Annotated in this window: 10 protein-coding genes; 2 read left to right on the top strand and 8 right to left on the bottom strand. The window is 65.7% G+C overall.

Annotated features, from left to right (window positions below):
* The first annotated feature begins 28 nt into the window (after window positions 1-28).
* Window positions 29-2,581, top strand: coding sequence for a TRAP transporter permease (locus SF06_RS14235; RefSeq protein ID WP_039562221.1), 2,553 nt, complete (start codon window positions 29-31; stop codon window positions 2,579-2,581).
* Here SF06_RS14235 and SF06_RS14230 read toward each other — a convergent pair.
* The 8 genes from SF06_RS14230 to SF06_RS14195 all read right to left on the bottom strand — a co-directional run bounded on the left by SF06_RS14230 (window position 2,526) and on the right by SF06_RS14195 (window position 12,483).
* Entirely contained in the window at window positions 2,526-4,220 is a 1,695-nt protein-coding gene (locus SF06_RS14230) for a Na/Pi cotransporter family protein (protein ID WP_051587480.1), read from the bottom strand. The two genes, SF06_RS14235 and SF06_RS14230, sit on opposite strands and share 56 nt — an antisense overlap.
* A 155-nt stretch (window positions 4,221-4,375) precedes the next feature.
* Window positions 4,376-5,305, bottom strand: a complete 930-nt coding sequence (locus SF06_RS14225) for an AEC family transporter (RefSeq protein WP_175610503.1) — start codon at window positions 5,303-5,305, stop codon at window positions 4,376-4,378.
* A 131-nt stretch (window positions 5,306-5,436) separates the two neighbouring features.
* Window positions 5,437-7,392, bottom strand: a complete 1,956-nt coding sequence (locus SF06_RS14220) for a DUF7844 domain-containing protein (RefSeq protein ID WP_039562219.1) — start codon at window positions 7,390-7,392, stop codon at window positions 5,437-5,439.
* A gap of 72 nt (window positions 7,393-7,464) precedes the next feature.
* A complete protein-coding gene (locus tag SF06_RS14215; protein ID WP_039562216.1) occupies window positions 7,465-7,776 on the bottom strand; it encodes a DUF2388 domain-containing protein in 312 nt (103 codons plus the stop codon).
* A gap of 140 nt (window positions 7,777-7,916) precedes the next feature.
* A complete protein-coding gene (gene scpC, locus SF06_RS14210) occupies window positions 7,917-9,419 on the bottom strand; it encodes a succinyl-CoA:acetate CoA-transferase ScpC (RefSeq protein WP_039562215.1) in 1,503 nt (500 codons plus the stop codon).
* 182 nt (window positions 9,420-9,601) lie between these two features.
* A complete protein-coding gene (locus SF06_RS14205; protein WP_027591130.1) occupies window positions 9,602-11,035 on the bottom strand; it encodes an NAD(P)(+) transhydrogenase (Re/Si-specific) subunit beta in 1,434 nt (477 codons plus the stop codon).
* Window positions 11,036-11,038: 3 nt separating this feature from the next.
* Window positions 11,039-11,350, bottom strand: coding sequence for an NAD(P) transhydrogenase subunit alpha part 2 (locus SF06_RS14200; protein WP_027591131.1), 312 nt, complete (start codon window positions 11,348-11,350; stop codon window positions 11,039-11,041).
* An 11-nt stretch (window positions 11,351-11,361) separates the two neighbouring features.
* Window positions 11,362-12,483, bottom strand: a complete 1,122-nt coding sequence (locus tag SF06_RS14195) for a Re/Si-specific NAD(P)(+) transhydrogenase subunit alpha (RefSeq protein WP_039562213.1) — start codon at window positions 12,481-12,483, stop codon at window positions 11,362-11,364.
* Between the two features lie 447 nt (window positions 12,484-12,930).
* On the opposite strand from SF06_RS14195, the gene SF06_RS14190 reads away from it, so the two are divergent.
* Entirely contained in the window at window positions 12,931-14,112 is a 1,182-nt protein-coding gene (locus tag SF06_RS14190; protein WP_027591133.1) for an acyl-CoA dehydrogenase, read from the top strand.
* Window positions 14,113-14,295 lie beyond the last annotated feature (183 nt).

The following is a 14,295-nucleotide window of genomic DNA, read 5'->3' as shown; positions in this document are numbered from 1 at the left end:
CCGCCTCTGAGAAACAGGCCTTCCCGCCATGCAAGACAAGACTCTCTCCACCCAGGAACTGATCGCCCAGGACGTCGGCGCCCGCCTGCCGCAGGGGCCGATGGCCCAGGCGATCGCCGGGCTGGCGCTGCTCTGGTCGCTGTTCCAGCTGTGGATCGCCTCGCCGCTGCCGTTCGTGTTCGGCGTCGGGGTGTTCAACGACACCGAAACCCGCTCCATCCACCTGGCCTTCGCCCTGCTGCTGGCCTTCCTGGCCTACCCGGCGTTCAAGCGCTCGCCGCGCGACCGGGTGCCGCTGCTGGACATCGCCCTCGGCCTGGTGGCCGCTGCCAGCGCTGCGTACCTGTTCATCTTCTACCAGCAGTTGGCGCTGCGCCCCGGCAGCCTGACCACCGCTGACCTGGTCACCGCCTGCATCGGCATTCCGCTGCTGCTGGAAGCCACCCGTCGCGCCCTGGGCCCGCCGCTGGCGATCATCGCCCTGCTTTTTCTCATCTACAGTTTGGCCGGGCCCTGGATGCCCGGCATGCTGGCGCACCGCGGCGTCAGCCTGAATGCGCTGGCCAACCACCAATGGATCACCACCGAGGGTGTGTTCGGCATCGCCCTGGGCGTGTCCACCAGTTTCGTGTTCCTGTTCGTGCTGTTCGGCGCGCTGCTTGAGCGCGCCGGCGCCGGCCACTACTTCATCCAGCTGGCCTTCAGCCTGCTCGGCCATCTGCGCGGCGGCCCGGCCAAGGCGGCGGTGGTGGCTTCGGGCATGACCGGCCTGATCTCCGGCTCGTCGATCGCCAACGTGGTGACCACCGGCACCTTCACCATTCCGATGATGAAGAAGGTCGGCTTCTCCGGCGAAAAGGCCGGCGCGGTGGAAGTGGCCTCCTCGGTCAACGGTCAGATCATGCCCCCGGTGATGGGCGCCGCCGCGTTCCTGATGGTCGAGTACGTCGGCATTCCCTACGTGGAGATCATCAAGCACGCCTTCCTGCCGGCGGCGATCTCCTACATTGCGCTGCTCTATATCGTGCACCTGGAAGCGCTCAAGCTCGGCATGCAGCCGATCGGCACGCACCAGCCCAAGCCCTGGCTGCGCCGGCTGACCGGCTTCGCCTTCGGCGCGGCGCTGATCAGCGGCCTGTCGCTGGCCGTCTACTACGGCCTGGGCTGGCTCAAGCCGGCGCTTGGCGAGGCGGCCATCTGGGTGATCGGCGTGCTGCTGGCGCTAGTCTACCTGGGGCTGCTCAAGGTGGCAGCCAGCAATCCGCCGCTGCCGGCGGAAGATCCGGACAAGCCCCTGGAGGAGCTGCCGCAGACCCGTGCCGTGCTGCTCTCCGGCCTGCATTTCCTGCTGCCGGTGGTGGTGCTGGTCTGGTGCCTGATGGTCGAACGCCTGTCGCCCGGCCTCTCGGCGTTCTGGGGCACGGTGATGCTGGTGGTGATCCTGCTCACCCAGCGCCCGCTGCTGTCCTGGATGCGCGGTGACGGCGGCCAGACCCATGGCGGTTTCGGCGACGGCGTGGTCGACCTGCGCGAGGGCCTGATCGGCGGCGCGCGCAACATGATTGGCATCGGCATCGCCACCGCGGCGGCGGGCATCATCGTCGGCGCGGTGTCGCAGACCGGTGTCGGCCTGGTGCTGGCCGACGTGGTGGAAGTGCTGTCGATGGGCAACCTGCTGCTCATGCTGCTGTTCACCGCGGTGTTCAGCCTGATCCTCGGCATGGGCCTGCCGACAACCGCCAACTACATCGTGGTGTCCAGCCTGCTGGCGCCGGTGGTGGTGGCGCTGGGGCAGCAGAACGGGCTGATCGTGCCGCTGATCGCGGTGCACCTGTTCGTCTTCTACTTCGGCATCATGGCCGACGTGACGCCGCCGGTGGGCCTGGCCTCGTTCGCTGCCGCCGCGGTATCCAAGGGCGACCCGATCAAGACCGGCCTGACCGCCTTCTACTACAGCCTGCGCACCGCGGCGCTGCCGTTCCTGTTCATCTTCAACACCGACCTGCTGCTGATCGACGTGGGCTTCTGGCGCGGCGTGCTGATCTTCATCGTGGCGACGGTGGCCATGCTGATCTTCGCCGCCGGCACCCAGGGCTTCTTCCTGGTGCGCAGTCGCTGGTACGAGGGTGTGTTGCTGCTGCTGGTGGCCTTCACGCTGTTCCGTCCGGGTTTCTGGATGGACCTGGTGCACGATCCCTACCAGGACATCCCGCCCGGCCAGTTCGTACAGGCTCTGGGCCAGGTGGAGGCCGACAGCCAGCTGCGCCTGCGTGTGCTCGGCGAGGACGACGTGGGGGATCCCCGCGAGTTCGCCCTGCTGCTGCCGGTGCCGGATGGCGAAAGCGGCGAGCAGCGCCTGGAGAAGCTGGGCCTGATGCTCTACGAAGAGGACGGCAAGCTGCTGATCGACAACGTGGCGTTCGGCAGTGTCGCCGCCGACCTGGGTCTGGCCTTCGACCAGCAGATCCTGCGCGTGCGCGCCCCCACCGACCGCTGGGCCAAGGAGTGGATGTGGATCCCCGGCTTCATGGTGTTTGCGCTGGTGGTATGGCTGCAGCGCCGTCGCCTGCCGCGGGGCTGAGCCGCTCGGCCGCTTCCGTCACGCCTGTGGCGCAAGCGGCTTCCAGCACCGGATAGGCGCTGGCGCAGAACAGCGAGTTGAGCCGCTTCATGTCGGCGATCAGTTCCAGGTGCAGGCCGCTGCTGTGCAGGCTGGCCACCACCCTTTCGCCGAGGCGGTTCACATGCGCATGGGTGAGGCGCCGCTCCCAGACCTGGAAGCGGCGCTTCTCGTCCAGCAGGCGCTGCGCACTGACGCGGTCCGCGCCCAGGAACACCGACAGGCCCAGGCGCAGGTTGTCGCGCAGGCCTGCGTGCAGGGCTAGCAGCTCCTGCAGGCCGACCTCCGAGAAGGCATGGGCGCGGGCGGTCTTGTGGCTCTGCAGCTTGCCCAGCATGTGTTCGATCAGGTCGCCGGCATGTTCCAGGTTGACCGCCAGTTCGATGGTTTCCGCCCAGCGCCGGTTGTCCTGCGCCGACAGGTCGTCGCGGTTGATCTGCGCCAGGTAGAGCTTGACCGCGCTGTACAGCGCATCGACGTCGTCATCCAGGGCGCGGATACGCTGCCCGGCGTTGCGGTCGTCGTCGCGCAGCACCAGGTGGAACTGCTCGAGCATCTGCTCCACCAGATCGCCGATGCGCAGGGTCTCGCGCACCGCGTTGGCCAGCGCCAGGCCGGGGGTGGCCAGGGCGGCCGGGTCCAGGTTGCGCGGGCGCACGCCGTCCTCGCTTTCCGGGCGCTCCGGCAGCAGCCAGGTGCTCAGTCGGGCCATGGCGCTCACGGTGGGCAGCATCAGCACACAGCGCAGGCTGTTGTAGGCCACGTGGAAGCCGATTACCAGGCTGGCGCTGTCCAGCGCCAGCCCGTCCATCCAGGCCACCAGCGGGTCGAGGAAAGGGATGATCAGCAACAGGCCGATCAGTTTGTAGAGCAGACTGCCCAGCGCCACCCGGCGCCCGGCGGCGCTCTGCAGGCTGCTGTTGAGCAGCGCCAGCACGCCGCTGCCGATGTTGGCACCGATCACCAGGCCGATGGCCACCGGCAGGCTGAGCAGCCCGGCGCTGGCCAGCGTGGCGGTGAGCAGCACCGCAGCCAGGCTGGAATAGCTGAGCAGGGCGAACAGCGCGCCGATCAGCGCGTCGAGCAGGATGTCGCCGGTCAGCTCGGCGAACAGCACCTTGATGCCGGTGGATTCGGTGATCGGCTGTGCGGCGGCGACGATCAGCTGCAGCGCCAGCAGGATCAACCCGACGCCGATCTGTACGCGGCCGAACTGGCCGACGCGTGTCTGCCGGCGCGACAGGAACAGCACCACGCCGATCAGGATCAGCAGCGGCGACAGCCAGTGCAGGTCAAGGGTCAGCACGCGGGTCATCAGCGCGGTGCCGACGTCGGCGCCGAGCATGATGGCCAGCGCCGGGCCGAGGGTCATCAGCCCTTCGGCGACAAAAGAGGTGGTCAACAGGGCGGTGGCGTTGCTGCTCTGCACCAGCGCGGTGACCACGATGCCGGCACCGAACGCCAGCGGCAGGTTGCGGGTGCTGCGGTTGAGGGTTTCGCGCAATTGCGAGCCGTACACGCGCAGGATGCCGGTGCGCACGATATGCGTGCCCCACACCAGGAGGGCCACGGCGGACAACAGGTTGAGCAGGGTCAGCATGACCAAGCCTCCCAGAAAAAGCCTGACAGGCAGCTACACCGCACAACCGGGCGGATGACGGATTCGTTTGGGGGAAATGGATGAAAGAAGCGAGGCCGCCGGAGCGGCTGGCGAACTGATGTTACTCGGCCCGCCAGGTTCCGGCCAGAGGGGGCTCAGAAGCCCAGCAGGCCGAGGATCAGCGGCAGGCTGGCGATCGACAGCAGGGTCTGCAGGGTGATCACGCCGGCCATCAGCGGGGCATCGCCGCCCAGCTGGCGGGTGAGGATGTAGCTGGCCGTCGCGGTTGGAATGGCGAAGAAGACCACGACCACGGCCGTTTCCAGCAGCGGCAGGCCCAGCGTCAGGGCTACGCCCCAGGCCAGCAGCGGCATGATCAGCAGGCGGATGGCGGTGTTCCAGGCCAGCGGCGCCAATTGGCTGCGCAGCTGCTGCGGCTGCAGCGCCGCACCGACGCTGAGCAGACCCAGCGGCAGGCTGGCGGCGGCCATCAGGCTCAGCAGTCGGTCGCTGCCCCCGGGCAGGCCCAGGCCGCTGAGGTTGATCAGCGCGCCTACCACGCAGCCGAGGATCAGCGGGTTCTTGAGAATGGGCAGCAGCAGGGTGCGCGGGCTGACGCCGCCTTCGGCGCTCAATGCCCACACGGACAGCACGTTCACCGCCGGCACCATCAGCGCCAGCAGCACCGCCGCAATGCCCAGGCCTTCGGCACCGAACAGGTTGCCGACAATGGCCAGGCCCAGGTAGGTGTTGAAGCGCAGCTGCGCCTGGCTGAATACCCCGAAACGAGCCGCAGGCCATTTGCACACGCGGCGCAGGATCAGCAGGGTGACCCAGCCGATACCCAGGGCGGTGAATACCCCCAGCGCGAGGCGCGGCATGGCCGGGTTGTCCAGCGGCGCATTGACCAGGCTGGCCACCAGCAGGGCGGGGAAGAGGATGAAGTAGTTGAGGCGCTCGGCGCCGGGCCAGAAGGTTTCGCTGGGGAATTGCCAGCGGCGCATCAGGTGTCCGGCAATGATCAGGGCGAACAGCGGCCAGATGGCCATCAGGACTTGCAGCACATATCCACCGAAGCCGGACATGCGGCCGGCAAGAACCAAAACGCCGCTATCTTGGTGGCGGCGCGCGGCAAACGCAAGATCATTAGCTGGCTTGGTAGTGGCGGATCGCAGGGCGGACAAGGTTGCCGCTCCGCCAGGTCCCGCAGGGACGGTCAGCGCAGCTGCAACCCGCCGGATTCGCGGTGCAGGCTGCGCACCCGCTCGCCGAGTCGTGCCAGGTTGGTCTCCACCGCGTCCAGCTCGTCACGCCGCTGTGGCAGCAGCAGCTGGCGCAGGTCCTGATCGAGGTTGTCGCTGAGCTGGCGCAGATACCGATGGCGCTCCTCGGTCAGCGCGTTCAGCTCGCGCCATTCCGCCGGCTGCGGCAGGCCATAACCGCTTTTCAGCAACTCCGCCGGACGGCTGAGGAAGCCGGCCTGCACCAGCATGGTCTGCAGGGTGTCACCGGTGCGCTTCATCTGCGGGTCGGCAGCTTCGCCCAGGTAGCGCTGCTTCAGTTCGTCCTGGGCCAGCAGCAGTTGCTGGCGCTGGGCGGCCTGCTCCAGCAACAGCAACGCGGCGCTGGTGCGCAGGTCGGCCCTGGCGATCCACGGCAGGCGCTCACTGGCCGGCAGGGCCAGCCAGGCTTCGACACTGTGTTGCGTGATCGGCAGCTGCTCGCGCAGCACGTCGAACATCGCCTGATAGCGGCTGCGGAACGAGTCGAAGCGGTAGCCCAGGCGCAGCGCCTGGCGCGGGTCGGCCAGCGGTGCGAGATCGGCCAGGGCGCGGGCGGCCAGGGAGTCGAGCAGGGCGTTGGGCATGACACTGTCGAGCCCGCGCAGTGCGGGATGGATGGTGCCGGTACGCAGCAGCTGCAGGGTTTCCACCGCGCAGTTGTTGGTCAGGAAGTAGTAGCGCCCGTCGTAGCTCCAGTGCGTTTCCACTGCGCGGCGCACCAGGGCATCCTGCTCCGCGCGGCTCAGGCGCAGCGGTACGGAAAGCAGATCGCGCAGCTCGACCTTGGTGTATTCGTCCACCACCTGGGACAGCGGCAGGATGAACAGCCGCGAGGGGTAGACGCCGGTCAGGCCATCCCAGCTCGACAGTTGCAGATCGCCGACGAAGGCGCGGTAGGACAGCACCAGATGGTGCTCCAGATCCAGGCGGCAGTCCGCGCCCCGGGGTCGGCCGGGCGCGCAAACCACCAGACGCAGCATGCTGTGCCCCCAGCGACTGACCCAGTTGTCGTTGGCCTCGGCGAACAGGTAGTCGACCTCGTAGACGCGTTCGGGGTCGATCCAGGCCAGCGGCGCCTTCTCGTAGTCGCGACTGGCGTTCAGGAATGGCAGACGCGGGCTGCAGGGTCGGGCATGGGCCGGCTGCCAACCGAAGTGCTCGCTGAAGTACTGGTGCAGCGAGGGGCGCCGGCAGGCGTAATCGGGGTCGAGCAGAAAGTACTCGAAATTGACTGCGACGAACTCGCGGGGGTTGTGCAGCTCGTAGGGGTCAGGGCTGCGCTCCTGCTGGCCGTTGTCGCTGATTGGTTCGCCACGTCCGCCGATGCGCTGGGGCCAGCCAGCCAGCTCCAGCAGGCGCGGATCGTCGGAGAGCGTGAAGCGGCGGGCGATCTCGCCACGGCAGTCGTCCGGCAGGCCAACCGGTCCCACTGTGCTAGCCAGGCGATTGCAGCGCGCCAGTTGGCGACGATCAATGGGTGACCAGAGACGGGCACGGTCGTACAGGTGCGCCAGCTCGTGCAGCACGGTGGCCAGCAATTCGCGGTACTGGGTGCCGTGGGTGCGCCCGGTGCGCTGTTGCCGCGCACTGCCATCGGTCAGCCCGGGCAGCAGGGAGCGATTGAGCAGCAGCCGCTCGCCTGCCATGCGCCCGTGCACGGCCTCGGGAAGCGCGGTCCAGCGCACGGTCACCTGGCGGTCCAGGCGTTCGATCAGGCGGGGTGGCAGCGCGGCAATGGCTTGGTCGAGCAGTTGGCGGCTGGCCAGGCGCTGGGCATCGTCCAGTCCCTGTCCGTCCAGCTGCAGACGCAGTTCGGCGCGAGCACCGGCGACCAGCGACAGGAGCAGCAGGAGAAGACAGCAGGAGCGGAGCGAGAAAAGATGGGTCATGCAATTTGGACCGCAGCCGGGCGGCTGCGTGAAGGAAAGCACGCGCCGCCTGTCGACGGCGCGTCGTACCGCTTAGCGGGCGAGGATGGCCTCGGCCAGCTCCATGTCGGTGGCTTGCAGGCTGGGTGCCTTGGCACGAATCACCTGCAGAGCGGACTCCAGGTGGGCACCACGGATGTCGCCGCGGCTGGCCACGAAGCTGGCAGCATCTTCGCGGGCGGCCAGGACGATCTTGTCGTCGCCGGACGACATGTCGGTGCTGGATTCGGTGGTGCCGATCAGGGCACTGCCGATCATGTCGGTGGTACCGATGAAGCTGGAGGCGCTGGCCATGGTCGACAGGCTCAGCAGAGCAGCGGCGCCGAACAGACGAATCGGAGTCATGCGTTGTACCTCGGGGGTTGTGGGCAGATTCTTGGAGGCTCGGAGTGTAACGAGCTTTGCCCCCAAGGGCTATCAGAGGGGTGGCGTAAAGCCATCAACGCTGTAGCACCGTCTGCGGCGGTGCTACAGCGAATCGGCGATCAGCGCTTGCCCAGCATATGGCCGGTCTTGCGCATGTTGGTGTGCCAGGAGAAGGCTTCTTCGAGCAGGTGCGGCGTCTGGCCGCTTACGGTGGCGCAGGCGCGGTCGAGGTAGTCCTGCATGGCCGGACGGAAGTCCGGATGCACGCACTTGTCGATGATCAGTTGGGCGCGCTCGCGCGGCGCCAGGCCACGGAGGTCGGCCAGGCCCTGTTCGGTAACCAGGATGTCCACGTCGTGTTCGTTGTGGTCGACGTGGGGAACCATCGGCACGGCGCTGGAAATGGCGCCGCCCTTGGCGATCGACTTGGTCACGAAGATGGCCAGGTGTGCGTTGCGGGTGAAGTCGCCCGAGCCGCCCAGGCCGTTCATCATGTGGGTGCCGTTGACGTGAGTGGAGTTGACGTTGCCATAGATGTCGAACTCCAGCGCGGTGTTGATGGCGATGATGCCGATGCGGCGGACGATCTCCGGATGGTTGGAGATTTCCTGCGGGCGCAGCACCAGCTTGTCCTTGTACTTGTCGAGGTTGGCCATCACGTGATGGCACATACGCTCGGACAGGGTGAAGGAACAGCCGGAAGCGGCGACCAGTTTGCCGGCATCGAACAGCTCGAAGGTGGAGTCCTGCAGCACTTCGGAATACATGGTCAGACCGCTGAAGTTGGACTTCAGCAGGCCGCTCATCACGGCGTTGGCAATGGTGCCCACGCCGGCCTGCAGCGGCAGCAGGCTGGAGGTCAGGTTGCCGCGCTCGACTTCCATTTCCAGGAAGGCGATCAGGTGGTCGGCGATGGCCTGGGTATCCTCATCGCTGGGCAGGACGGCGGAGTAGGAGTCTTCCTGGTTGGTGACGACGATGGCCGCGATGCGCGCCGGGTCGACCGGGATGTACGGGGTGCCGATGCGGTCCTGGCCGTTGATCAGCGGCACCGGGCCGCGGTTCGGGCGCTTGGCCGGCAGGTAGATGTCGTGCAGGCCTTCCAGGGCGGCCGGATGGGCCAGGTTCAGCTCGACGATCACCACATCGGCTTCGGCGAAGCTGGCGGAGTTACCCACCGAGGTCGTCGGCACGATGCCGCCGTTCTCGGTGATGGCGCAGGCCTCGATGATGGCCACGTCGACCTTGGGCAGGCTGCCGGCGCGCAGCTGTTCGGCGGTGTCGGACAGGTGCTGGTCGATGAACATCACCTCGCCATTGTTGATGGCCTTGCGCAGCCCTGCGTCGGACTGGAACGGCATGCGGCGGGCCAGCAGACCGGACTCGGCCATCAGCCCGTCCATGTCATTGCCCAGGCTGGCGCCGGTGATGAGAGTGATCTTCAACTCTTCTTGACGGGCGCGTGCCGCCAGGGCGAGGGGGACCTTCTTCGCCTCGCCGGCGCGGGTGAAACCGCTCATTCCGACGGTTTGGCCGTGGCTTACCAGCTTGGCCGCTTCTTCGGCGCTGGTGATTTTCTCGCACAGGGAATTGAGGCGAATGCGATCGGCATACTGGGACATGCAGCGGCTCCTTGGTTTTCTTGTTGGCTCAGCAGCCCCCGAGTCTAGGGATTCGCTTCTGCTACGCCTCTAATACCAAGGTCAGGATGTGCAGTCGTTCTTTGCCGGTCACGGGAGGGTGGAACAGCCCCGCAGCCACTCGCGCCTGAGGCGCAAGTGGCTGTTATTTCAGGCAATTCCGATCAGTCGACCGCTTTGACCATGTCCTCGATGACTTTCTTGGCGTCACCGAAGACCATCATGGTCTTGTCCATGTAGAACAGCTCGTTGTCCAGGCCGGCGTAGCCGCTGGCCATGGAGCGCTTGTTGACGATCACCGTCTTGGCCTTGTAGGCCTCGAGGATCGGCATGCCGGCGATCGGCGACTTGGGATCGGTCTTGGCCGCCGGGTTGACCACGTCGTTGGCACCCAGCACCAGGACCACATCGGTCTGGCCGAACTCGGAGTTGATGTCTTCCATCTCGAACACCTGCTCGTAGGGCACTTCGGCCTCGGCGAGCAGCACGTTCATGTGGCCGGGCATGCGGCCAGCCACCGGGTGGATGGCGTACTTCACGTTCACGCCGCGGTGGGTCAGCTTCTCGGCCAGCTCCATCAGTGCGTGCTGGGCGCGAGCCACAGCCAGGCCGTAGCCGGGCACGATCACCACGGTGTCGGCGTTGGTCAGCAGGAAGGCGGCATCATCGCTGGAGCCGGACTTCACGTTGCGCTGCACCTGCTCGCCGGCGGCGGCGCTGCCGGCTTCGGCGCCGAAGCCGCCGAGGATCACGTTGAAGAACGAGCGGTTCATCGCCTTGCACATGATGTACGAGAGGATCGCGCCCGAGGAGCCCACCAGCGAGCCGGCGATGATCAGCATCGAGTTGTTCAGCGAAAAGCCGATACCGGCGGCCGCCCAGCCCGAATAACTGTTGAGCATCGATACCACCACCGGCATGTCGGCGCCGCCGATGGGGATGATGATCAGCACGCCGATCACGAAGGCCAGAACCACCAGGATGGCGAACGCGGTGACGTCCCCGGTGAAGGTGTACATCAGGCCCAGGCCGACGATGACCAGGCCCACCGCCAGGTTGAGCAGGTGCTGGCCCTTGAACACTACTGGCGCGCCCTGGAACAGGCGGAACTTGTACTTGCCGGACAGCTTGCCGAAGGCGATGACCGAGCCGGAGAAGGTGATGGCCCCGATGGCGGCGCCAAGGAACAGCTCCAGGCGGTTACCGGCCGGAATCGGGTCGGCCATGGCGGCGACGATGCCCAGCGACTGCGGTTCGGCCACCGCGGCGATGGCGATGAACACCGCCGCCAGACCGATCATGCTGTGCATGAAGGCCACCAGCTCGGGCATCTTGGTCATTTCCACGCGCTTGGCCATGATCGTGCCGGCGGTGCCACCGATCAGCAGGCCGACGATCACGTAACCGATGCCTTGGGTGGCCAGTTCGGCGCCCAGCTTATAGATGAGGGCAATGGTGGTCAGGACGGCAATGGCCATGCCGATCATGCCGAACAGGTTGCCGCGCCGCGACGTGGTCGGATGGGACAGCCCCTTGAGCGCCTGTATGAAGCACACCGAGGCGATCAGGTAGAGGACGGTGATCAGGTTCATGCTCATTGATTACTTCTCCACCTGGGCCTTCGGGGCCTTCTTCTTGAACATTTCCAGCATGCGGCGGGTGACCAGGAAGCCACCGAACACGTTGACCGCAGCCAGGGCCACGGCCAGGGTGCCCATGGCCTTGCCCAGCGGGGTGACGGTCAGCGCGGCGGCCAGCATGGCGCCAACGATGACGATCGCCGAGATGGCGTTGGTGACGGCCATCAGCGGAGTGTGCAGGGCGGGGGTAACGTTCCAGACCACGTGGTAGCCCACATAGATGGCCAGCACGAAGATGATCAGGTTGTAGATACCGTCGGAAATCAGATCCATGTCCGTGCCCCTTAGCCGTTCTTGCGTACGACTTCACCGTCCCGGCACATCAGGCAGGCGGCGACGATGTCGTCTTCAAGGTTGAGGTGGAACTGGCCGTCCTTGTCGATGACCAGCTTGAGGAAGTCGAGCAGGTTACGGGCGTACAGCGCCGAGGCGTCCGCCGGCACCTGCGCGGGCAGGTTGGTGTGGCCAACGATGGTTACACCGTGCTTGACCACTACACGATCGGCTTCGGTCAGCGGACAGTTGCCGCCTTGTGCAGCCGCCAGGTCGATGATCACCGAGCCGGGTTTCATTTCCGCCACGGTTGCTTCCTGCAGCAGTACCGGGGCCTTGCGACCGGGGATCAGCGCGGTGGTGATGACGATATCAGCCTGCTTGGCGCGCTCGTGCACGGCCTTGGCCTGACGCTCCATCCAGGATTGCGGCATGGGGCGGGCATAGCCGCCGACGCCTTGCGCACACTCGCGCTCTTCGTCGGTTTCAAACGGCACGTCGACGAACTTGGCGCCGAGGGATTCGATCTGTTCCTTCACGGCCGGGCGCACGTCGGAGGCTTCGATTACCGCGCCCAGGCGCTTGGCAGTGGCAATGGCCTGCAGACCGGCCACGCCCGCGCCGAGCACCAGCACGCGGGCCGCCTTCACGGTGCCGGCGGCGGTCATCAGCATGGGCATGAAGCGCGGATAGTGGTTGGCGGCGAGCATTACCGCCTTGTATCCGGCAATGTTGGCCTGGGAGGAGAGCACGTCCAGGCTTTGCGCACGGGAAGTACGCGGCGCGGCCTCCAGCGCGAAAGCCATGATGCCACGCGCCGCCATGCGGGCGATGCAGTCACTGTCGAAGGGGTTGAGCATGCCGATCAGCACCGCGCCCGGCTTCATGAGCGCCAGCTCGGTTTCGTCTGGAGCGACTACCTTGAGGACGAGATCGGCGGCAAAGGCCTCGGCGGCGCTACCGATCTTCGCTCCGGCCTGCTCATATGCGCTGTCCGGGACGCAGGCGTTGCTGCCGGCGGAAGCCTGAACGGTCACCTGGTGACCCTGGCTGACGAGCTTCTTGACCGTCTCCGGGGTAGCAGCCACACGGGTTTCCCCGCTGTGGGTTTCTAGGGGAATGCCGATTAGCACTTCCTGTCTCCTGTTGATCATTGTTCTTGTCGCCCGGCCACATGGGGGTAATGGCGTCGGCCCCCTCCGAAGGTCGTAGTTACGGCGGGGTGGCGCGGCATTGTGCAGGCGAACGAAAGGGGCAGCAAGATTTTTGAAGTAAAACAGTCAGCGGACTACAAGTCCTTATGTGACCATTTGGTTGCAACTGTTTCCGGTTCCCGAAGATCGCAGTTTGCTGCTCTGGAACCCCTTTGAGTTCGCAATTCGGCCGTATCGAGGGCTTGCGGGCTTCCGGCGGCGGTTAGGCACGACTAAGGCAATCGACAGGCCTTATAAAAGCTGAAAGAGGGGGATATGTAGTGGAATATCGGCATGGCTACAGTGGGCGTGTGGCTGGTGCATTGTATGTAGCAGGCGCGCTGCCTAGGATGTAGCAATCTTGATATCAGGCACGGGAGCAGGCTGATGGCGGCACAGGCGAGATTCAACTGGGAGGACCCGTTGCTGCTGGAGCAGCAGCTGACGCAGGAGGAGCGCATGGTGCGTGACAGCGCGGCGCGGTTTGCCGCGGACAAGCTTGCGCCCAGGGTGCTTGAGGCGTTCCGGCATGAGCACACCGATCCAGCGATCTTTCGCGAGATGGGCGAAGCGGGCCTGCTGGGTGCCACGCTGCCGGTGGAGTACGGGGGCAGCGCCCTCAACCAGGTGTCGTACGGCCTGATCGCTCGGGAGATCGAGCGGATCGACTCCGGGTATCGGTCGATGATGAGTGTGCAGTCCTCGCTGGTAATGCTGCCCATCCACGCCTTCGGCAATGAGGCGACACGGCAGAAATATTTGCCCGGGCTGGCGAGCGGCCAGCTCGTCGGCTGTTTCGGTTTGACCGAGCCCGATCACGGTTCGGATCCGGGTGCAATGGTCACCCGTGCAAGAAAGGTAGAAGGTGGCTACCGGTTGTCCGGCAGCAAGATGTGGATCACCAACAGCCCGATTGCCGACGTCTTCGTGGTCTGGGCCAAGGATGACGAAGGGCAGATCCGCGGTTTCGTGTTGGAAAAGGGCTGGCCAGGCCTCAGTGCGCCGGCCATCCATGGCAAGGTGGGGCTGCGTGCATCGATTACCGGGCAGATCGTCATGGATGAGGTCTTCTGTCCCGAGGAGAACGCCTTCCCCGAGGTGCGTGGGTTGAAAGGGCCTTTTACCTGTCTCAACTCGGCGCGCTATGGCATTGCATGGGGTGCCCTGGGGGCCGCCGAGTTCTGCTGGCATGCCGCGCGGCAATACACCCTCGATCGTCAGCAGTTCGGCCGACCCTTGGCGGCCAACCAGTTGATACAGAAGAAGCTGGCCGACATGCAGACCGAAATCACTCTGGCTCTGCAGGGCTGCCTGCGGCTTGGGCGCATGAAGGATGAAGGTACTGCTGCGGTGGAGATCACCTCGATCATGAAGCGCAACAGCTGCGGCAAGGCACTCGACATCGCGCGCATGGCTCGCGACATGCTGGGTGGCAATGGCATCAGCGATGAGTTCGGCATTGCACGACACTTGGTGAACCTGGAGGTCGTGAATACTTATGAAGGTACCCATGACGTGCATGCACTGATCCTGGGTCGGGCGCAGACCGGAATTCAGGCATTTTTTTAATAGTGCGCTAATAAAGTGTTTGACTTGTGCCTGGGGCGCCCTATAATGCGCCCCACTTCCAGCGCAGAGCTGCTGAAAACTCCTTGTAAATCAACGAGTTGGATGTTCGGATCTGCCTGGCGGGGCTCGCTAGAGGAAGCGGGCTGCTGGTCGAGGCGGGGGTGTCAGTGGCGGTGTGCTGGG

The sequence above is a fragment of the Pseudomonas flexibilis genome (assembly GCF_000802425.1).
GTDB lineage: Bacteria > Pseudomonadota > Gammaproteobacteria > Pseudomonadales > Pseudomonadaceae > Serpens > Serpens flexibilis.
The sequence above is the reverse complement of the archived record's forward strand: the minus strand, read 5'-3'. Positions and strand labels throughout refer to the sequence as shown.

What these genes read in the sequence shown, in the direction of transcription:
- SF06_RS14235 (WP_039562221.1), top strand. Translation starts at nt 29, where the DNA reads ATGCAAGACAAGACTCTCTCCACCCAGGAACTGATCGCCCAGGACGTC.
- SF06_RS14230 (WP_051587480.1), bottom strand. Translation starts at nt 4,220, where the DNA reads ATGCTGACCCTGCTCAACCTGTTGTCCGCCGTGGCCCTCCTGGTGTGG.
- SF06_RS14225 (WP_175610503.1), bottom strand. Translation starts at nt 5,305, where the DNA reads ATGTCCGGCTTCGGTGGATATGTGCTGCAAGTCCTGATGGCCATCTGG.
- SF06_RS14220 (WP_039562219.1), bottom strand. Translation starts at nt 7,392, where the DNA reads ATGACCCATCTTTTCTCGCTCCGCTCCTGCTGTCTTCTCCTGCTGCTC.
- SF06_RS14215 (WP_039562216.1), bottom strand. Translation starts at nt 7,776, where the DNA reads ATGACTCCGATTCGTCTGTTCGGCGCCGCTGCTCTGCTGAGCCTGTCG.
- scpC (WP_039562215.1), bottom strand. Translation starts at nt 9,419, where the DNA reads ATGTCCCAGTATGCCGATCGCATTCGCCTCAATTCCCTGTGCGAGAAA.
- SF06_RS14205 (WP_027591130.1), bottom strand. Translation starts at nt 11,035, where the DNA reads ATGAGCATGAACCTGATCACCGTCCTCTACCTGATCGCCTCGGTGTGC.
- SF06_RS14200 (WP_027591131.1), bottom strand. Translation starts at nt 11,350, where the DNA reads ATGGATCTGATTTCCGACGGTATCTACAACCTGATCATCTTCGTGCTG.
- SF06_RS14190 (WP_027591133.1), top strand. Translation starts at nt 12,931, where the DNA reads ATGGCGGCACAGGCGAGATTCAACTGGGAGGACCCGTTGCTGCTGGAG.